Below are 22,099 nucleotides of genomic sequence, written 5' to 3' on the forward strand. Positions count from 1 at the left end.
CCGGTGCGGACATTTACCGTCGCCGAGCGGCGAAACCGCTTGGCGCGCAGACATTTCCTGTCTAGCGAGGGTGCCACCGAACCGATCACCGGCATCACCGCCGCGCTGATCGGACTGCACGCCACCGACCCGGCGACCCCGTACCTGTCGTTGTGGGCGCGATCGACGGGGTTTGTCACCGCGAATCTGGACCGGGAGCTGTACCAGGCGCGGTCGATGGTCAAGCATCTGGCGATGCGCCGCACGCTGTGGCTGATCGACGCCGCCGCGCTGCCGGCCGTGCAGGCGGCGGCCAGCGACCGCGTCGCCGACACCGAGCGGCGCCGCCTGATCGCCGATGTCCAAAAGGCCGGGGTCGCCGCCGACGGCGCACGTTGGCTGGGCCGGGCCGGCGCCGCGGTGCTGCGACACCTCGAGCAGCACGGACCCGCGACCAGCGCCGAGTTGCGCGCCGCGCTGCCCGAGCTGGCCGGAACCTACGATCCGGCGCCGGGGAAACGGTACGGCGGCGCGACTTCGGTGGCGCCGCGGGTGCTGACCGTGCTGTCGGCCCGCGGTGAGATCGTGCGCGGCCCCAACGGCGCGTCGTGGACGGCGTCGCGGCCACGCTGGGCCACCACCGCAAGCTGGCTCGGTACCGGAGGTGATCCGATGGTCGCGGATGCGGCCCGCGCCGACCTGACCCGCCGCTGGCTTGCGGCGTTCGGCCCAGCCACCGCCGAGGACCTCAAATGGTGGTTCGGCAGCACCCTCACCGCGACCCGAAAGGCGTTGGGCGACATCGACGCGGTGCAGGTCGACCTGCACGGCGCAGCCGGCTATGCGCTGCCCGACGACCTGGAGCCCGAGCCCGAGAGCGGTCCGTGGGGCGCGCTGCTGCCCGGCCTCGACGTCACCGTGATGGGCTGGTATCACCGCGACTGGTACCTGGGCGAGCGCCGCGGCCAGGTGTTCGACAACAACGGCAACGCCGGGCCCACGGTGTGGTGGAACGGCCGGGTGGTGGGTGGCTGGTACCAGGACGCCGATGCCCGCGTGCAATTGCAGCTGCTGGACGATCCGGGCCGGGACGCCCGGCGGGCGCTAGCGCGGCGGGCCGATGACCTCAGCGAGTGGCTGGGCGGGGTGCGGATCAGTCCGCGCTTTCCGTCGCGGCTGGCGAAGACGGCTATGCGCTAACGCGTAATCGGCATGGGCGCCACTTGCAAGGCCCCCGGATGAGCGAAAACAAGGTGTTATGGCACGGGTACCATAACCATATGGCGCTCAAAAAAACGACGGTGATGGTCGACGAAAACGATCTTGCGGTGATCAAGGAGGCGGCCGCGCGCGAGGGGCGGCCCGAGTCCGAGTACTTTCGCGAAGCGTTCCACCTCGCCGCACTGCGGGCACGTCGCTGGCCCGGGGAATGGGATATTCCTACGTTGGATTTCGGACATCCGGTGACCGCTGACGAGATCCATCAGGTGGTCGCTGAAGTTGCCGGAGACAGCCCGGGATGATCGTGGTGGGAGACACGTCCGGGCTTGTCGCCGCCTTCAACTCCCGCGACCCGGAGCATCGGGCGGCTCGGAAGGTCCTGGTCGAGGCGGCGCTCACGGTCATCTCCCCGTTGGTGTTCCTCGAGATCGAACACATCACCACCCGAAACGTCGGTCGGCGACAGGCGCTCGCGATCAACGACTGGCTGCTGTCGCAGGAACGCACCGGTCGCATTGCCATCCCGGCCGTTCCCGCAGCCACCCTGCGGATCGCCCGAGCTATCCAAAACCGTTACGAAGCTTTGCGACTCGACCTCACCGACGCCGTCTCCGTGGTAGTTGCCGAACAGTACGAAACCGACGCGGTGCTCACTTTGGACCGTCGAGATTTCCGCGCTCTCACTCCCCTGACTGGCGCTCCGGCATTCCGGCTGCTACCCGACGACAGCTAACGCGACCGATCGCTACGCGCTGACCTTGCGCCGTCGCCGACGCGCCGGGGGCGCAACGGGTTCCGCGGGTGCCTCCAGCACCTCGGCGAGGAACTTGCCGGTGTAGCTTTCCGGCACCGCCGCCACCTCTTCCGGGGTGCCCTGCGCGACAACCGTTCCGCCGCCGGCACCGCCCTCGGGCCCCATGTCCACGATCCAGTCCGACGTCTTGATCACGTCCAGGTTGTGTTCGATGACGATCACCGTGTTGCCCTTGTCGACCAGCCCGGCCAGCACGTTGAGCAGCTTGCGGACGTCGTCGAAATGCAGGCCGGTGGTGGGCTCGTCGAGGATGTAGACGGTGCGGCCGGTGGAGCGCTTCTGCAACTCGGACGCCAGCTTCACCCGCTGCGCCTCACCCCCGGACAGCGTCGGCGCCGGCTGCCCCAGCCGCACATAACCCAAGCCGACGTCGACCAGGGTGCGCAGGTAGCGGTGAATGCCGGTGATCGGCTCGAAGAACTCCGCCGCCTCCTCGATCGACATGTCCAGCACCTCGGAGATGGTTTTGCCCTTGTAGTGCACCTCGAGGGTTTCCCGGTTGTACCGGGCGCCGTGGCAGACCTCGCACGGCACGTACACGTCGGGCAGGAAGTTCATCTCGATCTTGATGGTGCCGTCGCCGGTGCACGCCTCGCAGCGCCCGCCTTTGACGTTGAACGAGAACCGGCCGGGTTGGTAGCCGCGGACTTTGGCCTCGGTGGTGGCCGCGAACAGGCCGCGGATCTTGTCGAACACCCCGGTGTAGGTGGCCGGGTTGGACCGCGGGGTGCGCCCGATCGGGGACTGATCCACCCGCACCAGTTTGTCGACGTGGTCCAGGCCGGTGACCCGGGTGTGCCGGCCGGGCACCTGCCGGGCGCCGTTGAGCTTGTTGGCCAGCACCGCCGCCAGGATGTCGTTGACCAGCGTCGACTTCCCGGAACCGGACACCCCGGTCACCGAGGTGAGCACGCCCAGCGGGAACGCCACGTCGATGCCGCGCAGGTTGTGTTCGCGCGCCCCGACCACGGTGAGCTGACGGCGCCGGTCGGCGGGGCGCCGGATCGCCGGCACCGCAATGCTTTCCCGGCCGGACAGGTAGGCGCCGGTGATCGAGGCCTTGTTCCGCAGCAACTCGTCGTAGGGCCCGCTGTGCACGATCTCACCGCCGTGCTCCCCGGCCGCCGGGCCGATGTCGACGATCCAGTCGGCGTGCGCGATGGTGTCCAGGTCGTGTTCGACCACGATCAGGGTGTTGCCCAGATCCCGGAGCCGGGTGAGGGTTTCGATCAGCCGCCGATTGTCGCGCTGATGCAGCCCGATGGACGGCTCGTCGAGCACATAGAGCACCCCGACCAGCCCGGAGCCGATCTGGGTGGCCAGCCGGATGCGTTGCGCCTCACCGCCGGACAGGGTGGCCGCCGCCCGGGACAGGGTCAGGTATTCCAGTCCGACGTCGAGCAGGAACCCCAGCCGGGACTGCACCTCCTTGAGCACCTGCCCGGCGATGGCCTGCTCCCGCGGGCCCAGGGTGAGCGCGTGCAGGAACTCCGAGCAGTCCCCGATGGACAGCTCGCACACCTCGGCGATCGATTTGGCCTGTTCGCCGGCGGCCAGGGTCACGGCCAGGATCTCCGGCTTGAGCCGGGTGCCGGCGCACTCCGGGCACGGCACGTCGCGCATGAACCCTTCGTAGCGTTCCTTCATCAGCTCGGACTCGGTCTGCTCCATCTTGCGCTGCAGGAACGCCAGCACGCCTTCGAAGTCGGCGTAGTAGGACCGGGTGCGCCCGTACCGGTTGCGGTACCGGACGTGCACCTGCTCGTCGGAGCCCTCCAGGATCGCCTTGCGCGCCTTGGCCGGCAGCTTGCGCCACGGCGTGTCGACGTCGAAACCCATCGCCTCCCCGAGGCTGGCCATCATCCGGGTGAAGTACTCCGCGGTGTGGCCCATCGACCACGGCGCCACCGCGCCCTCGGCCAGGGTGCGATCCGGGTCGGGCACCACCAGGTCGGGGTCGACTTCCTTGCGGATGCCCAGCCCGCTGCACTCCGGGCAGGCGCCGTAGGGCGAGTTGAACGAGAACGACCGCGGCTCCAGGTCGTCGACCGCCAGCGGATGCCCGTTGGGGCAGGCCAACTTCTCGGAGAACCGCTGCTCGCGGTGATGGCCGGCCTCGTGGACCCGGTCATCCAGGAACTCCAGCACCACGATGCCGTCGGCCAGGCCCAGCGCGGTCTCCACCGACTCGGTGAGCCGCTGCTTGGCGGACGGTTTGACGGTGAGCCGGTCGACGACCACCTCAATGTCGTGTTTTTCCTGCTTCTTCAGCTTGGGCGGATCGGTCAGCGAATGCACCACCCCGTCGACCCGGACCCGGCTGTAGCCCTGCGAGTTCAGCTTCTCGAACAGGTCGGCGAATTCGCCTTTGCGGGTGCGCACCACCGGGGCCAGCACCTGGAACCGGGCGCCCTCGGGCATCACCAGCACCTGGTCGACGATCTGCTGCGGGGTCTGGCGGGCGATGCGCTCCCCGCACACCGGGCAGTGCGGGGTGCCGGCGCGGGCGTACAGCAGCCGCAGGTAGTCGTAGACCTCGGTGATGGTGCCGACCGTGGACCGCGGGTTGCGGTTGGTGGATTTCTGGTCGATGGACACCGCCGGGGACAGGCCTTCGATGAAGTCGACGTCGGGTTTGTCCATCTGCCCCAGGAACTGCCGGGCATACGCCGACAGCGACTCGACGTAGCGGCGCTGGCCCTCGGCGAAGATGGTGTCGAACGCCAGCGACGACTTGCCCGAGCCGGACAGCCCGGTGAAGACGATCAACGCATCCCGCGGCAGCTCGAGGTCGACACTGCGCAGGTTGTGCTCACGCGCACCCTTGATGATCAGGAGGTCCGACACACTTTTCCCTTCAGCGGACACACTATGAATCCCATGCTAGGTGCCGGTACCGACAAGCGATTGTCCAGCAGTAACGTGGCCATCATGACAGCCCTCGACGACAACTACACCGGCCATGTCGAACCCCGCACCGCGGCCCGCCGCACCCTGCCCGGGGCGACGATCGTCAAGGTGTCGGTCGGCCCGATGGACAACAACACCTACCTGGTGACGTGCGCGAAGACCGGCGAGACGCTGCTGATCGACGCCGCCAACGACGCCGACCTGCTGCTGGATCTGGTGCGCGAGTATGCGCCCAAGGTGGCGCTGATCGTCACCAGCCACCAGCACTTCGACCATTGGCAGGCGCTGACCGCGGTGGCCGAGGCCACCGGGGCCCCCACCGCCGCACACCAACTCGACGCCGACCCGCTGCCGGTGACACCGGACCGCATCCTGGCCGACGGCGACACCATCACGGTCGGCGAGCTGGTGTTCGACGTCATTCACCTGCGCGGCCACACCCCCGGCTCGGTCGCGTTGGCCCTGAACGCCGGCGGGGTGACGCAGTTGTTCACCGGGGACTGCCTGTTTCCGGGCGGGGTCGGCAAGACCTGGCAGCCCGGAGACTTCGAACGGCTGCTCGGCGATGTGACCCGCCGGGTGTTCGACGTGTACCCGGACTCCACGGTGGTCTACCCCGGCCACGGCGACGACACCACGCTGGGCGCCGAGCGCCCGCACCTGGCCGAGTGGCGGGACCGGGGCTGGTAGCTCAGCCGGTGGTGTGCACGATCAGCACGTCGGTCTTCGACCGGCGCGCGACGTTGGCCGGCACCGACCCGAGCAGCCGGCCGGCGATCGTGCTCAGGCCGACGTTGCCGACCACCAGCAGGTCCGCCTTGACCTCTTCGGCCAAGTCCACCAACGCATCCACCGGCGCCCCGACGACGGAGCGCTCTTCGACACTGGCGGCCCCGGCGGCGTGGGCCCGCTCGCTGGCTTCCCGCAGGATCGCGTAGATGGGGGCGTTCCCGGACGTTTTGTACCCCTCGTCCTTGAGCATGTCCGACGCCCGCGGGTCGTCGCCACCGGGGAGATACGCGGTCGCCACAATCAGTTTCGCGCCGGGCGCCGACGCGAGCGCGCCCGCGCGGTCGACGGCGCGCAGCGACGAATCCGAGCCGTCCGTGCCGACCACCACGGTCTGATACGCGCTCATCAATACCCTCCCACTGCTCAGTTAAACGGCCATCGAGACAGTAACCTGTCGCCGGGCCACAGGGGGTGCGATTGACGACACAGCCGTGTCGGATCCCGGCCCGACCGGCGCAAATGCCCGACCGGCCCGCGACGTGAGCTTGCCGACAGTGACCGGCGCCGCTGCCGGGTCGTAGGCGTTGGCTAATTCCGTCGCGGCGGCGATGGTGACCCAGCTCCCCGGGACGACACCGCAACCAGGGCGGCCACCACCCCGGTAACGTGACCGTCTGATTGGCGAGCGAACACGAGTAGCGAACACCTTGAATACTGTCCTAACCCCGGAGCGGGTCACCAGCGCAACCCAGCCGACGCGGCGGCGCGTCGGTCGGTGGGATGCGGTGCTGGTCGCGGTGTTCGCCGGCATCCTCAGCGCGGCCGGCGCCAGCCACCCGTCGATGTGGTTCGACGAGGCCGCCACCGTCTCGGCGGCGGCGGATCGGTCGGTGCCCGAATTGTGGCGGCTGTTGGGGCATATCGACGCGGTGCACGGCCTGTACTACCTGGTGATGCACGGCTGGTATGCGGTGTTCCCGGTCACCGAGTTCTGGTCGCGGGTGCCCAGCTGCCTGGCGGTGGGCGGCGGCGCCGCCGGCGTGGTGGTGCTGGCGCAGCAATTCAGCGCCCGCCGGGTCGCGGTGTGCGCCGGCATCGTGTTCGCGATGCTGCCGCGGATGACCTGGGCGGGGGTCGAGGCCCGCTCCTACGCGTTCGCCGCGATGGCCGCGGTGTGGCTCACCGTGCTGTGCGTCGCCGCATTGCGGCGCAACCGGGCTGCGCTGTGGCTGGCCTACGGGGTGGCGGTGGCGGCCGCGACGCTGCTGAACGTGTTTGTGGTGCTCATTGTCGCGGTGCACGGCGTGCTGGCCCGGGTGCTGCGGTGCCCGCGGTCGACGGTCGGATGGTGGGCGGGCACCGCGGCCACCGCGGTGGCCGCGGTGATCCCGTTTGTGCTGTTCACCCAGACCCAGATCTACCAGGTGGGCTGGATCTCCCGGCTCAACTGGCACAACGTGCTCGACGTGGCGCAACACCAGTACTTCGACAACAGCGTGCCGTTCGCGGTGCTGGCCGGCGTCGTCCTGAGTGCGGCCGCGGTGATGCGGCTGACCGGCCGGTGGCAGCCCAGCGACGAGACCCGGCAACTGCTGACGGTCTGCGTGGCGTGGATGGTGCTCCCGACCGGTGTGCTGCTGATCTACTCCGCGGTGAGCAAGCCGATCTACTACCCGCGCTACCTGGTGTTCACCGCCCCGGCGATGGCGCTGCTGCTGGCGGTCTGCCTCGCCGCGCTCGCGCCCCGCACGCGGTCACTGGTGGTGCTGCTGGTGCTGTTCGCACTGGCGGCGGCACCGAATTATCTGATCAGCCAGCGCGGCCGGCACGCCAAGGAGGGCTGGGATTACAGCCAGGTGGCCGATGTGGTCCAGGCTCAGGCCGCCCCGGGTGACTGCCTGCTGGTGGACAACACCAGCGCCTGGGCGCCCGGGCCGATCCGGGCGTTGCTGGCGGGGCGTCCCGCGGCGTTTGCCGGGTTGGTCGATCCGGGGCGCGGTCCCCGCGGACCGGCGATCGGCCGGCTGTGGGACGGGCACATCGCGGTGTGGCTGGTGACCGGCGAACTGCGCAAGTGCCGCGTCGTATGGACGATCACCAACCACGACACGACGCTGCCCACCCGGCAGTCCGGGGCGACGCTGCCGCCGGGACGAGTGTTTGGCCGCACCCCGGATTTTCGGGTGCTGCATACGCTCGGGTTCCGCGTCGTGCAACGGTGGCAGTTCAACCGCACCCAGGTGATCAAGTCCACCCGCTGACCGCCCCCCCGGTTCGCCGAGCACGCTGATCGCCGAACGTGCGCTCAGGGCGGAAAAACACGAAAAACCTCGCCATAGACGCACGTTCGGCGCGGGGTCCGCCGCATGTTGGGCGCGGGGTGCGCCGGAAGTTCAGGCGTGGGGCACGCCGAGCGCCGCCACCGGCGCCGCGGTGGCCTGCCCGCGGCTGGCCCGGCGGGAGGCCAGCACCCCGACGGTGGCGAGCACCGCGAACACCGCGAACAGCCAACGGGCCGCGGAGGCGTCGGCGCCGTCGGCCATATTGACCACCACCCCGGCCACCCCGGCGCCGAACGCCCCGGAGATCAGTTGCACGGTGCTGATCGCGGCGGCGGCGGTGCCGCCTTCGGCCGGGTCGTCGACGCAGCCCATCGCCCACGCCGACAGGTGCGGCCAGGCCGCCCCGACCCCGGCGCCGACGGTGAACAACGCCAGCGCCCAGATCGCCGCGACGGCCACCGGGCTGTGGTGCCCCAAATGGGTGACCGCGGCGACCGCCAGTCCCCCGGCCACCATCAGCGGCGCGGCCGCCACCAGGTTCGCGATCACCCGCCGGGCGCTCAGCGAGGCGCTGACGAATTCGCTGACCGTCCAGCCGATCGACAGTGCCGCGCCCAGGAACCCGGCCGCCAGCGGCAGCAGATGCGCCAGCCGCTGCCCCAGCAGCGGCACATACAGGTTGGCCTTGGTGGCGGCCATCAACAGGCCCAGCGTGAGGTAGATCCACTTCTCCCGGCCGGGGTGGAAGATGCTGGGCGGCAACACCGCTACCGGGGCGCGCCGGTCGACGACCACAAACGCCCAGACCAGAAGGCCACCGAAGGCGAGCAGCCCGGCGGCCGCGATAAAGCTGTGCGGGAGTTCGGCGGCGCTGACCACCAGTGCGGCGGCGCCCAGGATCAGCAGCGACCGCACCGGCATCCGGATCGGCTCGCCGGGGTGGTCGTCGCGGCCGGCCGGCAGCACCACGCCGACCGCGACGGCCATCGCCACGGTCAGCACCGCCAGCGCGGAAAACGTCCACCGCCACAGACCCCACTGCGCGAAGAAGCCCCCCACGGCCGGCCCCACCAGGGTGCCGACCCCCCACATCGCCGACACCAGCGCCGACGCTCGGGTCCACAGCGCGCTGGGCAGCACCGCGTTGATCAGCGCATAGCCCAGCCCGGCCAGCAGGCCGCCGCCCACCCCCTGCAGCAGGCGGCCGGTCAGCAGGATCTCCATCTTGGGTGCCAGCGCACACACCAGGCTGCCCGCGCCGAACACGGTGAGTCCCAGCAGGTAGGACGACCGCGCACCGATGCGCACCAGCACGGAGTTGACCGCGGCGGCGGCGACCACCGACCCGACCAAATACAGCGTGGTCACCCAGGCGTACAGCCGTTCCCCGCCGATATCGGCGATTGTGCTGGGCAGCAGGCTGATCGTGAGGAATTCGTTGGTGGCGTACAGCACCACCCCACCGGCGAGCACGGCGGCGGTCCCCACATATCGGGGGCCCAGGAGTTCGCGCCAGCTGCCGGTGGTGCCAGTCGGGTCAGTCGCTGCCGCATCTGTTAGGTGCACCACCGTGTGCAGTCAACCACGGTTGGCGGCGAGACGCGAACGTCGCTCCCCAGCCCGGGCGCGTCACTTCAGCCCGGCCGCGTCCATGCCGCGCAGTTCCTTCTTCAGGTCGGCGATCTCGTCGCGGATCCGGGCGGCCAGCTCAAACTGCAGATCCCGGGCCGCGGTCATCATCTGTTCGGTCAGATCCTTGATCAGGTCCGCCAGCTCGGCGCGCGGCATGTTGGCGGTGTCGCGGCCCTCGAACACCCCGGCGCTGACCGCGCGGCCCGGCTCGCCCTGGGCGCGGCGGCCGCGTGAGGCGTTGCGGCCGGACCCGCCGATTTCGACGGTCTCGGTGTCGTCGGCCTCGCGGTACACCTGGTCGAGGATGTCGGCGATCTTTTTCCGCAGCGGCTGCGGGTCGATGCCGTTGGCCTCGTTGTAGGCGATCTGCTTGGCGCGGCGCCGCTCGGTTTCGTCGATGGCCTCCCGCATCGAGTCGGTGATGCTGTCGGCGTACATGTGCACCTCACCGGACACGTTGCGGGCGGCCCGGCCGATGGTCTGGATCAGGCTGCGGGTGGACCGCAGGAAGCCCTCCTTGTCGGCGTCCAGGATCGCCACCAGCGACACCTCCGGCAGGTCCAGGCCCTCGCGCAGCAGGTTGATGCCGACCAGCACGTCGTAGTCGCCGAGCCGCAGCTGGCGCAGCAGCTCCACCCGGCGCAGCGTGTCGACCTCGGAATGCAGGTAACGCACCCGGATGCCCAGCTCCAGCAGGTAGTCGGTGAGGTCCTCGGCCATCTTCTTGGTCAGCGTGGTGACCAGCACCCGCTGGTCGGCCTCGGCGCGGGCGCGGATCTCCCCGATCAGGTCGTCGATCTGCCCCTTGGTGGGTTTGACCACCACCTTCGGGTCGACCAGCCCGGTCGGGCGGATCACCTGCTCGACGAACTCGCCGCCGGTCTGGCTGAGTTCATAGGGTCCCGGGGTGGCCGACATGTACACCGTCTGCCCGATCCGGTCGGCGAACTCCTCCCAGGTCAGCGGCCGGTTGTCGCACGCCGACGGCAGCCGGAAACCGTACTCGACCAGGTTGCGTTTGCGGGACATGTCGCCCTCGTACATGCCGCCGATCTGCGGCACCGTGACGTGTGACTCGTCGATGACCAGCAGGAAGTCCTCGGGGAAGTAGTCCAGCAGCGTCGCCGGCGGGCTGCCCGGCCCGCGCGCATCGATGTGCCGTGAATAGTTTTCGATGCCCGAGCAGAACCCGACCTGGCGCATCATCTCGATGTCGTAGTTGGTGCGCATCCGCAGCCGCTGCGCCTCGAGCAGTTTGCCTTGCCGTTCGAGTTCGGCGAGGCGGTCGGCCAGCTCCTCTTCGATGGTGGAGATGGCGAGCGCCATCCGCTCCGGACCGGCCACGTAGTGGGTGGCCGGGAAGATCCGCAGCGAATCCACCTTGCGGACCACGTCGCCGGTCAGCGGATGCAGGTAGTACAGCTCCTCGATCTCGTCGCCGAAGTATTCGATGCGGACCGCCAACTCCTCATAGGAGGGGATGATCTCGACGGTGTCGCCGCGGACCCGGAACGAGCCGCGGGTGAACGACAAGTCGTTGCGGGTGTATTGCACGTCGACCAGCAGCCGCAGCAGCGCGTCGCGGGGCACCTCGGTGCCGACCCGCAGTTCGACCGAGCGGTCCAGGTAGGACTGCGGGGTGCCCAGACCGTAGATACAGGACACCGACGCCACCACCACCACGTCGCGGCGCGACAGCAGGCTGGAGGTCGCCGAGTGCCGCAGCCGCTCGACGTCGTCGTTGATCGAGCTGTCCTTCTCGATGTAGGTGTCGGTCTGGGCGATGTACGCCTCCGGCTGGTAGTAGTCGTAGTACGAGACGAAGTACTCGACGGCGTTGTGCGGCAACATCTCTCGCAGCTCGTTGGCGAGCTGGGCGGCCAGCGTCTTGTTCGGCGCCATCACCAGGGTGGGCCGCTGCACCCGCTCGATGAGCCAGGCGGCGGTGGCGGACTTGCCGGTGCCGGTGGCGCCCAGCAGCACCACGTCCCGCTCCCCCGCGCTGATCCGGCGTTCCAGCTCGTCGATCGCGGTGGGCTGGTCCCCGGCCGGCGCGTACGGGCTGACCACCTCGAACCGGCCGCCGGTGCGCACCAGCCCCGCTACGTCCTCTGCGGCCGGGCGGTACTCCGAGTGCGCAACGATGGGGTGTTCTGTTGCGAAAGCCATGGTCACTAGGGTAGGCCGCACCACCGACAGCACCAGCTACGCTCGGTCCATCCACCCGCCCAAGCATGAGACGTTCGACCTGGTCGCGCGCACCAACACCGACCCCAAGGGGATCGTTCGCGCCGTGGACGTGTACACGGTGCGGCCGTGGGGTCTGTATATGGCCCGCCCGACGCCCGGCCGCGCCCAATTCCACTACCTGGAGTCGTGGCTGCTCCCGGCGCTGGGGCTGCGGGTGAGCGTGTTCCATTTCAGCCCCGGCCACGAGCGTGACCAGGACTTCTACCTCGACGTCGGCGACTACACGCCCGGCCCGGACCGGTGGCGGTCGATGGACCACTACCTGGATCTGGTGGTGCGAACCGGACGCGACACCGCCCTCACCGACGTGGACGAGCTGCTCGAAGCCCACCGGCTGGGGCTGGTGGCCACGGCCACCGCCGAACTGGCGGTCCAGCGCGCCACCACGGCGGTGGCCGGGCTGGCCGCGCACGGCCACGACCTGGACCGCTGGCTGGCCAGCGCCGGCATCGTGCTGACCTGGCGGGACGGGCCTACTTGACCGGCACCGGGATCTCGGTGGTGACCGCATCCTCGGAGCTGGCCCGGTGGCGGGCGGTCAGCGTCGAGGTGGGCAGCACCTTGATCGGCCACCAGAACCAGCGTCCCAGCAGCGCCGCGATCGCCGGCGTCATGAACGCGCGGATGATGAAGGTGTCGAACAGCAGCCCCAGGCAGATCGCCGACCCAGCCTGACCGATGGACACCAGGTCGCTGGTGATCATCGACCCCATGGTGAACGCGAACACCAGACCAGCCTGGGTGGCCACGCTGCCCGAACCCCCGACACCGCGGATGATCGCCGTTTTCATACCGGCGCCGAGTTCTTCCTTGAATCGGGAAACCAGCAGCAGGTTGTAGTCCGAGCCCACCGCCAACAGGATGATGACGGTGATCGGCAGCACGAACCAGTGCAGCTCCAGGCCCAGGATGTGTTGCCACAGCAGTACCGAGAGCCCGAACGACGAGCCCAGCGAGATCGCGATCGTTCCGACGATCACCCCGGCCGCCACGATGCTGCGGGTGATCACCAGCATGATGATCAGGATCAGGCTCAGCGACGCGATCACCGCGATCATCAGGTCGTACTTCACGAACTCCCCGATGTCGTGATACGTCGGGGCGGTGCCACCCAGGTAAAGCTTGGATCCCTCCAGCGGGGTGCTCTTGATGGCTTCCTTGGCCGCCTTGAGCTCGGCCTCGGTCTTGGCCAACGCCTCATTGGACGCCGGGTCACCCTCGTGCGTGACGATGATCTGCGCGGACCTGCCGTCCGGGGAGACCAGCAGCTTGAGGCCCTTCTGGAAGTCGGCGTTATCGAACGCCTCCGGCGGCAGGTAGAAGAAGTCGTCGTTCTTGGCCGCGTCGAAGGCCTGACCCATCACGGTCGCCGTGTCGGTCATCCGGGCGATCTGGTTGATCATCCCGTTGAAGCTGCTGTACATCGTCAGCGTCGTGTCGCGGATGTCCTTGGAGATCGCGATCATCGGCGGAATCTGATCCACCAGCTGCGGGGTGATCTGATCCATGCGTTCCACGTCGGCCAGCATCGCCTCGATGCTTTCGGTCATCTTGTCGATGCCGTCGAGCCCGTCGAACAGGCTGCGCAGCGACCAGCACATCGGGATGTCGTAGCAGTGCGGTTCCCAGTACAGATAGTTGCGCATCGGCCGCCAGAAGTCGTCGAAATCGGCCATGTGGTCGCGCATTTCGTCGGTGGTCTGTTTCATCGCTTGGGTATCGCCGACCATCTGGTGCGTGGTGTCGGCCATCTGCTGCATCAGGCCGTGCATGCGCTCCATGATGGCGATCATCTCGCCGAGCTGGTCGGTCATGTGCAGCATGTCGGCCATCCGGTCCTTGAGGTAATTCAAGTTCTCGGTCATCGACACCGACTGCATGCTCACCTGGAACGGGATCGAACTGTGGTCGATCGGCGCCCCCAACGGTCGGGTGATGCTCTGCACCTTGTTGATGCCCTCCACCCGCAGCACGTTTTTGGCGATGCGGTCCAGCACCAGCATGTTGGCCGGGGTACGTAGATCCTGTTGGGCCACGATGAGCAGGACGTCGGGGTTCATCCGCGCCTTGGAGAAGTGCCGGTCCGAGGCGTGGTAGCCCTCAATGGACGGCAGGCTGGCCGGGATGAAGTACCGGTCGTTGTAGTTCACCGAGTAGGTCGGCAGCACCCCGAGGCCGATCAACGCGACGATGATCGTCACCGCCAAAATCGGTCCGGGCCACCGCACGATGGCGGTCCCGATGCGCCGCCACCCCTGGGTGGTGACCTTGCGCTTGGATTCGAGCAGACCGAAGCGGGTGCCGATCAGCAGCACCGCCGGCCCCATCGTGAGCGCCCCGGCCACCACCACCAGCATGCCCAGCGAACACGGCACCCCCAGCGATTCGAAGTACGGCAACCGGGTGAACTTCAGGCAGAACATGGCGCCGGCGATGGTCAACCCCGAACCCAGGATGACGTGCGACACGCTGTGGTACGTCGTGTAATAGGCCGCGATGCGATCCTGGCCGGCCGCGCGGGCTTCCTGGTAGCGGCCGATCAGGAAGATCGCGTAGTCGGTGCCGGCCGCGATCGCCAGCGACGTCAGCATGTTCACCGCGAAGGTGGACAAGCCGATGATGTGGTGGTGGGCCAGCACCGCAATCAGTCCGCGCGCCGCCCCGAGTTCGACGAACACCGTGAACAAGATGAGCAGCATCGTCGCGATGGAGCGGTAGACGGTCAGCAGCATGACCATGATGACCACGAACGTGATCAGCGTCATCTTGAGCATGCTCTTGTCGCCGGCGTCGTTCATGTCCATGGTCAGCGCCGCCTGACCGGTGACATAGACCTTCAACCCCGGCGGTGGGGTGTTGGCCTCGACGATGTCGCGCACCGACTGCACGGATTCCTTGCCCGCCGTGGTGCCTTGGTCACCGACCAGGTTCAGCTGCACGTAGGCGGACTTGCCGTCCATGCTCTGGGCGCCGCCGGCGGTGATCCGGTCACCCCAGAAGTCCTGCACGTATTCGACGTGCGCTTTGTCGTCTTTGAGCTGGCTGACCAGGCGGTGGTAGTAGTCGCGCGCCGCATCGCCGAGCGGCTGGTCGCTTTCCAGCAGCACCATGATCATGCTGTCGGAGTCGAACTGCTTGAACTCCGCCCCCTGCTTTTTGATCGCCTTGTAGGACGGCGCGTCCCGGGACGCCAGCGAGACCGAGTTCTCTTTTCCGACCTCTTCGAGCTGCGGCACAACGACATTCACCAGGACGGTGAACACCAGCCACCCCAGAATGATCGGCACAGACAGCCGCCGGATGGCCACCGCGACCCGCGACGCTTTGGCCTCGGCCATGTGCGCGCTCATGCGGACTTCACCAAGCAGAACACCTGCGCGTTATGCGTCGTCACCGACTGCTCGTCGCGCACCTCACCGTTGACGATGATCCGGCAGCCAATGGAGTTGCTGTCGCCCTGGGCGACGACGTTGGCGAAGATCGAGGTGAGCTTGGTCGAGATCGTGTACGACCACGGCAGCGTGGTGAAGTCGGCGTGCTGGGGTTGGGAATGCTCGTCGAGGAAGTTGGCCTGGCCGGTCGTGCCCGGCGGCCCGAACACCTCATAGATCACGTCTTTGGGGATGACCGGTTTGGATTCGTCGATGATGTCACTCGACGACTTCTTGGCGTCAACCATGCCGTGTAGCCGAAACACGGCGAACCCGGCGGTGGCGACGACTACCGCGATGACTAGCGGTATCCACACCCGCTTCACGACCGTAAAAATCTCTCGTCCCCTTCAACCCGCAAACGTCATCGATCCGCGCACCGGCGCGCGTGGAGCGGTTGCCCATGCATGTCGTAAGCACCGAGGCGTCGGGTTTAATTCCGTCGCCGTCGGCCGCGTTCTCGGCAAGCCCTCAGTAATTCGTAAGGCATGCTACATAACTTTTTTGCCGAAGTGTATCTGTTAAATCCGTCACACTTGCGCCGGTAAGATCCGCGAACGTTCATTAACAGATTTAGCTATTTCTGCATATATTCACGCTGCGACAGTCGTTTTCGCTAGTAATTGGATTTGCTCTCTGCTATGCGACGCGATGCGTGCGGAACCGCTTCGACCGTTTGCGGGCCGGGCTGGGCGCTCAGGCACCGAGGCATCGGTGGCAGCAATCACTGCGCCGAGGCACGCGTGACCCCCGACACATATCCCGCACTCACCGATGTGAGGCCGGTCCACGCCGCGTCGGGGCCGCTTCGATCAGCGATCCGCCAGCAAACACCCGGCCGCGGCGCTACGGACGCCAGTCGACGGCGTCGGCCCACTCCCAGGCCCGCCGGTAGGCGTCGCGGAACCACGGTTCTTTCCCGTCGGCGTAGTCGCCGCCGTCCGAATGTGCCGCCGCGACTTGCCGTTTGACGTCCACATACTCCGAACGCACCGCGGGGTTGGCGGCCAGCCAGGCTCCGAACAGCAGCGCGAACTGCTGATTGGGCCAGCCGTCCACCCGCAGGTGCACAAACGTCGGCCGGCCCGGATCGGCCGATCCGTGGATCCGCTTGCCCCACAACGCGGGGTCGTTGCTGTGGTCGAGCCCGGGCACGGTGCTGCGGGCGTCGGGTTTGACGTCGTCGCCGGTGATCTGGTCGATGCGGGGATATCCGGCGGCGCGCAGCGCCGCGGCGAGTTCGTCGGCGGCGGTGAGGGATTCGACGGTGACCTGAATGTCGATGACATCCTTGGCGTCCAGCCCGGGCACCGAGGTGGAGCCGATGTGGTCCACCCGGGTCGCCTGCGCACCGCAGGCGACCTTCAGGCGCTGACAGATGCGCTGACCCGCGGCGGCCCAGCCCGGATCGGCGGGCACCACCCGCACCGGCCGCCGCACCACCTGCCCGGCGCCCAGGTTGTGGGCGAACGGCGCGATGCGCTGCTGCCACAGGTCGCGGGCGGCCGCGCGAAGGTCGGCCTGGCTGCCCGAGTTGTCCAGCCAGACATCGGCGACCGCGCGCCGCTGCTCCTCGGTGGCCTGGGCGGCGATCCGGGCCCGCGCGTCGGCCTCGCTCATCCCCCGCTGCCCGGTCAACCGCTGCATCCGGGTCTCGACGTCGGCGTGCACGACCACCACCAGCGGGAACAGCGGCGCCATCTGCGATTCGACCAGCAGCGGGATGTCCTCGACGATGACCGCATCCTCGGCGGCCGCCGCAATCAACTCCGCCCGCCGCCGCCCCACCAACGGGTGCACGATGCCGTTCAGCGTGGCCCGCTTCTGGTCGTCGCTGAACGCGACCGCGGCCAGCGCCGGCCGGTTCAGCGCCCCGTCGGGCAGCAGGATCTCCGACCCGAACGCGTCGACCAGCGCGGCCAACCCCTCGGTGCCGGGTTCGACGACCTCGCGGGCGATGACATCGCCGTCGACGATGATGCCGCCGCATTCGCTGAACGCGGCCGACACCGTCGACTTGCCGGCGCCGATACCGCCGGTCAGCCCGATCCGCAGCATCCGCGGCGGTTAGGCGTTGCCGGCGAGCTTCTCCCGCAGCGCAGCCAGCTGCTCGTCGCTGGCCAGCGATCCGCCGGCCGACTCCTCACGCTGCGTGCTGTTGCCCGAGGAGTGCTCGGACTCGCCGTGGTCGGCGGCGGCGAACTTCTCCATCTGCGCGGTGTGCATCTTGTGGCGACGCTCGGCCTCGGCGTAGCGGGCCTCCCATTCGGCGCGCTGCTTCTCGAAGCCCTCGAGCCACTCGTTGGTCTCCGCGTCGAAGCCCTCCGGGAAGATGTAATTGCCCTGCTCGTCGTAGGAGTCGGCCATACCGTACTTCGACGGGTCGAACTCCTCGGTGTAGTCCTCGTTGGCCTGCTTGAGGCTCAGCGAGATGCGCCGGCGCTCCAGGTCGATGTCGATGACCTTGACCATGGCGTCGTCGCCGACGGCGACCACCTGGTCGGGCACCTCGACGTGGTGCTCGGCCAGCTCGGAGATGTGCACCAGACCCTCGATGCCCTCCTCGACCCGGACGAACGCGCCGAACGGCACCAGCTTGGTGACCTTGCCGGGCACGATCTGGCCGATGGCGTGGGTGCGGGCGAAGTGCCGCCACGGGTCTTCCTGGGTGGCCTTGAGCGACAACGACACCCGCTCGCGGTCCATGTCGACGTCGAGCACCTCGACGGTGACCTCGTCGCCCACCTGCACCACCTCGGACGGGTGGTCGATGTGCTTCCAACTCAGCTCGGAGACGTGCACCAGGCCGTCCACCCCGCCCAGGTCGACGAACGCGCCGAAGTTGACGATCGAGGACACCACACCCTTGCGGATGGCGCCCTTCTGCAGCTGGTTGAGGAACTCGCTGCGCACCTCGGACTGGGTCTGCTCCAGCCAGGCCCGCCGGGACAGCACCACGTTGTTGCGGTTCTTGTCCAGCTCGATGATCTTGGCTTCGATCTCTTTGCCGATGTAGGGCTGCAGGTCACGGACCCGGCGCATCTCCACCAGCGACGCCGGCAGGAAGCCGCGCAGCCCGATGTCCAGGATCAGGCCGCCCTTGACGACCTCGATGACGGTGCCCTTGACGGCCTCGTCCTTCTCCTTGAGCGCCTCGATCGTGCCCCAGGCGCGCTCGTACTGCGCGCGCTTCTTGGACAGGATCAGCCGGCCTTCCTTGTCCTCCTTGGTGAGAACCAGGGCCTCGACCTCGTCACCGACGGACACCACCTCGTGGGGGTCGACGTCGTGCTTGATGGACAGCTCGCGGGACGGAATGACACCTTCGGTCTTGTAGCCGATGTCGAGCAGGACCTCATCCCGGTCAACCTTGACGATGGTCCCTTCGACGATGTCGCCATCGTTGAAGTATTTGATCGTTTTGTCGATGGCGGCGAGAAAGTCCTCGGCGGAGCCGATGTCGTTGACGGCTACTTGCGGCGAGGTGACGGCGGGACTTGGCATATGGGAGGTTGCTCCGGACAGGTGAGGTCGTAGGGACGGGACGTTATTTTTTCTGTGCATGCTGCGGCCCGCGATCAAGTCGCGAGCTACCTGTCGAGGCTACTCGACTTGCTCTACGCTGACCAAACTCACCCGGCTCGAGCGGGTCGGACCCGGGCGCCCAGCGAGTCCGACACCAGTCCGCCGGGCATCACCCACTGCTCCGGTTCCCGCTCGACGAACCGCGCCATCGCGTCGGCGATGCGCTGCGAGGTGGCCTGGACCAGGGCGTTTAGGTTCGGGTCGTCGCGGCCGACCGGGCCCCCAGCGAAAATCGGCGGCCCCAGGACGGGTTCGCGCCGGTGCCGGGCCTGAAACACCGCACCGGGAACGATCGGTGCGCCGGTGCGCAGGGCCAGCAGCGCGGGTCCGGGGCCGATGGTGCGGCGGGTGCCGGCCAGGTCGACCTGGATCCCGGCGCCGCCGCCCTCCCGGGCCCCGAAGTAGTCGCCGGCGATCACCACAACGCGACCGCGCCGGACGGCGTCCTCCATCGCCGCGGTGATGGAGGCACCCCGGGCGCGGTCCACCACCACCAATTCCAGTCCGGCCTTGCGCGCCCCGCGGGTGATCACCCACTGCATCAGGCCCGACTGCCGGTTGGCGACGACGGTGGTGGGCACGTTGTTGAGGGCGAGCACCACCGGCAGCGACGCGTAGGAGCCCAGGTGCGGGAACACCACCAGCGCGCCCAGACCCGCCGACCGGCCGGCCTCCAGGGCGGCGGCGATCGGGGCGGGGTCCGCGATCGCGAACCGGCGCTGCGCGGCCGCGCGTGACGCGGTGAGGAACCAGATGCCGTCGTTGAGGTTGCGCACCAGCGCGCGGTACATCGCCCGGACCGGATGCCATTTGCGGCCCGACAGCTGGGCCGTCGGGTCGACGTTGTCGCGGAAGTCCTGCAGCACCCGCGAATGCAGGGCGTGGCCCTTCCAATACACCAGCCGGGCCAGCACCGCCGACATTGCGTCGATGAGCCGGGCGGGCAGCAGCCGCGAGGCGGTGGAGGCGAGCAGCGCGAGGTATCGGACCAGCGGCGAGACCCGCGCGGGTCGGGCGGGTTCGGGCACCCGGTGAGTTTACGGCCGGCGCGCCACCCGGCTGGTGAACGCGCCGTGGTAGCTCATCGGGACATGGAACGGCAGCCACGCCTCGGCCGTCGGCCCGGTGTCGAGGTGCGCGGCGTCGAACACCATCAACCGGCTGCGGTGCCGGGCCTCGTCGTAGCCCACCGTCAGCACCCAGCCGTCCTCCTCGGCGGTGCCACCGGGCCGGGGCACGAACGTGGGCTCCACCAGCACCTGCCCGACCGGGCAGAATGCCTGAACGGCGCCGCTGCGGTGGTCGATCCGGGCGATGCCCTGCCCGCGGAACCGGCCGGGATCCTGGACCGCCACGTAGGAGATGTCGTGGCGCAGCGTCGAGCGGCGCTGGTCGATCTGCGGGAACTCGCAACCAAAGTCGGCCAGCGGTTCGCTGGTGACCCGGCCGGACGGCGTGATCCGGAACCGGGTCAACACCACGGCGTCGGGGATGCTGCCGTAGCCGTCGACCTGGGCGATGTCCGAGCGGATGTGGGCGGTGTAGTTCTTCATCGCGGCGACGGTCTGCGGCGCGAACCGCGGCAACTCGACCACCACGTCGGCGCCGTCGTCGTAGGCGTTGGTGAAGTGCCAGTGGTAAAACGGGTCGGTTTCCACCACCCGCACCGGTCCGCCGTCACGCGGGGCAAGGACAACGTACGACGGCTCCCCGTGTTTGAATTTCATTGATTCCCAATAGGACTGGTAGCCGGTCAGCGCCATCGGATTGATCCGCAGCGGCGATACCACGAAGATCGCGTACCGCGGCGTCAGGGCCATATCGTGTACGACACCCATCCCCGGCAGCGGCACCGCCCGCAGATACCGGGTCACACCGTTCGCGTCGGTTTCGTAGAGCCGCAACCGGACCCGCGGAACGAACTCGGCCGCCAGCTCCCGCAGCCGACGCCGGCGCGCCTCGCCGCGGGTGCCGCGCAGCGCCCGGGCCGGGTCCAGCCGCGGGAAGTACGGGTCGAAGCCGAAATTCACCTTCGTGCCGGCGACCGGATCGTAGGTGTAATGCGCCGAGTACGCGCCGACCGGGCCACGCAGCACCCCGCCCAGGCTGCACAGGCCGCGGGTGTCCAGGGTGTCGAGGTCCAGCGCGTGCGGGCGCCCACCCTCCCACAACGCCAGCAGCTGGTCGGGGGCGACCATGACGCTGGTGTTGGCGGTGTTGGCCGGTAACCGCAGGGCATTGCCCACGACGCCGCCGGGCCGTTGATAGGCGAACCCGCGATCCACCAGCCGCCCGGCCGCGGTGACGCGCCGATAGTGCCGGGTGCGGACGAACCGGTTGCGGAACCGCACCCCGGACCCGTCGAGCACGAAGGCGCTGACCATGCCGTCGGCGTCGAAGACGCTCTCGACCTGGGTGTCGCCGACGCTCCAGCGGCCCGACCCGTTGCGGTACAGCGTGCCGGTCAGGTCCTCGGGCAGGTTTCCGGTGATCTCGGTGAGGTCGAGATCGTGTTCGCCGTCGATGTTTTCCCAGTACCGCGACGGTGCGGCAGCCGGCGACGGGTGGGCGGTGGGCTCGTGGACAACCATAAAAGACAGTGTGTCTATTACCGCCGTCTGCTGTCAATACTTTTGATGTCCTCGGCTTTGAATGGCAGCGCCGCACCGCCCTCCCAGCACAGCGCGGTGAGGTGTTCGACCAGGTCGGCTTGCGACATCGCCGCGGTGCGACACCACCATTCACCGGCCGCCACCGCCGAGCCGACGATGGCCCGCGCCCACGGCGCCGCCGCCGCCACCCGGGGGTCGGCGCCGTCGAACGAGCTGATCAGCATGAACTCCACCGCGCCGGCGAGTTCCTCGAAGACACTCGTCGGCGCCGCGGCGTTCAACGCCCGATACAGATGCGGCTCGGCCGCCATCCAGCCGCACAGCACATCGAAGAACAGCGCCATCCGCTGCCGCAGGTCGAGGGAACCCTCGGCGCGCGTACTGATTTCGGCCAGCAACCGGTGCGCGGTGCGTTGGCTCAGCGCCGCCAGCAGGGCATCCCGATTGGGGAACATGGCGTAGACCGCGGACCGCACGAACCCGGCCGCGCCGGCGATCTCCACGATCCCGACGTCGGGCCCGTGGTCGCGGATCGCCCGCTCGGCCGCGTCCAGCAGCGCCGCGCGCCGCTGGGCCGGGTCGACGCGGGAACCGACCGGCCGGCCGCGACCACGCTTTTTGGGCTGCACGCTGCTTAGCGTACGAGCCCGT

17 protein-coding genes are annotated in these 22,099 nt (G+C 68.5%); 6 read left to right on the forward strand and 11 right to left on the reverse strand.

The features are described from left to right. The first annotated feature begins 3 nt into the window (after positions 1-3). Genes ACAG26_RS05840 through ACAG26_RS05850 form a run of 3 tightly spaced genes read left to right on the forward strand, consistent with a single transcriptional unit; the run spans position 4 to position 1,933 of the window. Positions 4-1,179 carry a winged helix DNA-binding domain-containing protein gene (locus ACAG26_RS05840; protein ID WP_370480436.1) on the forward strand — a complete coding sequence of 392 codons (1,176 nt, stop codon included), beginning with the start codon at positions 4-6 and terminating at the stop codon, positions 1,177-1,179. A 38-nt stretch (positions 1,180-1,217) separates the two neighbouring features. After that, positions 1,218-1,502, forward strand: coding sequence for a ribbon-helix-helix domain-containing protein (locus tag ACAG26_RS05845; RefSeq protein WP_370480437.1), 285 nt, complete (start codon positions 1,218-1,220; stop codon positions 1,500-1,502). Then, positions 1,499-1,933, forward strand: coding sequence for a type II toxin-antitoxin system VapC family toxin (locus ACAG26_RS05850; protein ID WP_370480438.1), 435 nt, complete (start codon positions 1,499-1,501; stop codon positions 1,931-1,933). The genes ACAG26_RS05845 and ACAG26_RS05850 overlap by 4 nt, the downstream gene beginning before the upstream one ends. A gap of 12 nt (positions 1,934-1,945) precedes the next feature. Here the strand turns inward: ACAG26_RS05850 and uvrA are convergent, their stop codons facing one another. Further along, entirely contained in the window at positions 1,946-4,861 is a 2,916-nt protein-coding gene (gene uvrA / locus ACAG26_RS05855; RefSeq protein ID WP_370480439.1) for an excinuclease ABC subunit UvrA, read from the reverse strand. 84 nt (positions 4,862-4,945) lie between these two features. Between uvrA and ACAG26_RS05860 the strand changes: the two genes are divergently transcribed. Further along, a complete protein-coding gene (locus ACAG26_RS05860) occupies positions 4,946-5,614 on the forward strand; it encodes an MBL fold metallo-hydrolase (protein WP_370480440.1) in 669 nt (222 codons plus the stop codon). A gap of 1 nt (position 5,615) precedes the next feature. Here ACAG26_RS05860 and ACAG26_RS05865 read toward each other — a convergent pair whose 3' ends face one another. Continuing rightward, the gene (locus tag ACAG26_RS05865) at positions 5,616-6,062 is read right to left on the reverse strand and encodes a universal stress protein (RefSeq protein ID WP_370480441.1); all 447 of its coding nucleotides are present in this window, start codon (positions 6,060-6,062) and stop codon (positions 5,616-5,618) included. A 301-nt stretch (positions 6,063-6,363) separates the two neighbouring features. Between ACAG26_RS05865 and ACAG26_RS05870 the strand changes: the two genes are divergently transcribed. Then, positions 6,364-7,917: a hypothetical protein gene (locus tag ACAG26_RS05870; RefSeq protein ID WP_370480442.1), complete on the forward strand. Its 1,554-nt coding sequence runs from the start codon at positions 6,364-6,366 to the stop codon at positions 7,915-7,917. Between the two features lie 132 nt (positions 7,918-8,049). On the opposite strand, the gene ACAG26_RS05875 is transcribed toward ACAG26_RS05870, so the two are convergent. Next, a complete protein-coding gene (locus ACAG26_RS05875) occupies positions 8,050-9,507 on the reverse strand; it encodes an MFS transporter (protein ID WP_370480443.1) in 1,458 nt (485 codons plus the stop codon). 60 nt (positions 9,508-9,567) lie between these two features. After that, positions 9,568-11,739 (reverse strand): excinuclease ABC subunit UvrB, encoded by a 2,172-nt coding sequence (uvrB, locus tag ACAG26_RS05880; protein WP_370480444.1) that lies wholly within the window; start codon positions 11,737-11,739, stop codon positions 9,568-9,570. 49 nt (positions 11,740-11,788) lie between these two features. On the opposite strand from uvrB, the gene ACAG26_RS05885 reads away from it, so the two are divergent. Next, complete coding sequence (locus ACAG26_RS05885) at positions 11,789-12,301, forward strand: DUF402 domain-containing protein (RefSeq protein ID WP_370480707.1); 513 nt, start codon at positions 11,789-11,791, stop codon at positions 12,299-12,301. Here the strand turns inward: ACAG26_RS05885 and ACAG26_RS05890 are convergent. From ACAG26_RS05890 to ACAG26_RS05920, 7 genes are all read right to left on the reverse strand, one after another. Further along, complete coding sequence (locus tag ACAG26_RS05890; protein WP_370480445.1) at positions 12,294-15,170, reverse strand: RND family transporter; 2,877 nt, start codon at positions 15,168-15,170, stop codon at positions 12,294-12,296. The genes ACAG26_RS05885 and ACAG26_RS05890 overlap by 8 nt on opposite strands. Further along, a complete protein-coding gene (locus ACAG26_RS05895) occupies positions 15,167-15,589 on the reverse strand; it encodes an MmpS family transport accessory protein (protein ID WP_370480708.1) in 423 nt (140 codons plus the stop codon). The genes ACAG26_RS05890 and ACAG26_RS05895 overlap by 4 nt, the downstream gene beginning before the upstream one ends. 508 nt (positions 15,590-16,097) lie before the next feature. Continuing rightward, a complete protein-coding gene (gene coaE, locus ACAG26_RS05900; RefSeq protein ID WP_370480446.1) occupies positions 16,098-17,309 on the reverse strand; it encodes a dephospho-CoA kinase in 1,212 nt (403 codons plus the stop codon). A 9-nt stretch (positions 17,310-17,318) separates the two neighbouring features. Beyond that, on the reverse strand, positions 17,319-18,755 hold the full coding sequence (gene rpsA / locus ACAG26_RS05905; protein ID WP_370480447.1) for a 30S ribosomal protein S1: 1,437 nt from the start codon (positions 18,753-18,755) through the stop codon (positions 17,319-17,321). Between the two features lie 128 nt (positions 18,756-18,883). Beyond that, on the reverse strand, positions 18,884-19,864 hold the full coding sequence (locus ACAG26_RS05910; protein ID WP_370480448.1) for a lysophospholipid acyltransferase family protein: 981 nt from the start codon (positions 19,862-19,864) through the stop codon (positions 18,884-18,886). Between the two features lie 9 nt (positions 19,865-19,873). After that, positions 19,874-21,427, reverse strand: coding sequence for a carotenoid oxygenase family protein (locus ACAG26_RS05915; protein ID WP_370480449.1), 1,554 nt, complete (start codon positions 21,425-21,427; stop codon positions 19,874-19,876). Between the two features lie 17 nt (positions 21,428-21,444). Beyond that, positions 21,445-22,077: a TetR family transcriptional regulator gene (locus ACAG26_RS05920; RefSeq protein ID WP_370480450.1), complete on the reverse strand. Its 633-nt coding sequence runs from the start codon at positions 22,075-22,077 to the stop codon at positions 21,445-21,447. Positions 22,078-22,099: the final 22 nt, after the last annotated feature.

Source organism: Mycobacterium sp. pUA109 (assembly GCF_041287095.1).
Classification (GTDB): domain Bacteria; phylum Actinomycetota; class Actinomycetes; order Mycobacteriales; family Mycobacteriaceae; genus Mycobacterium.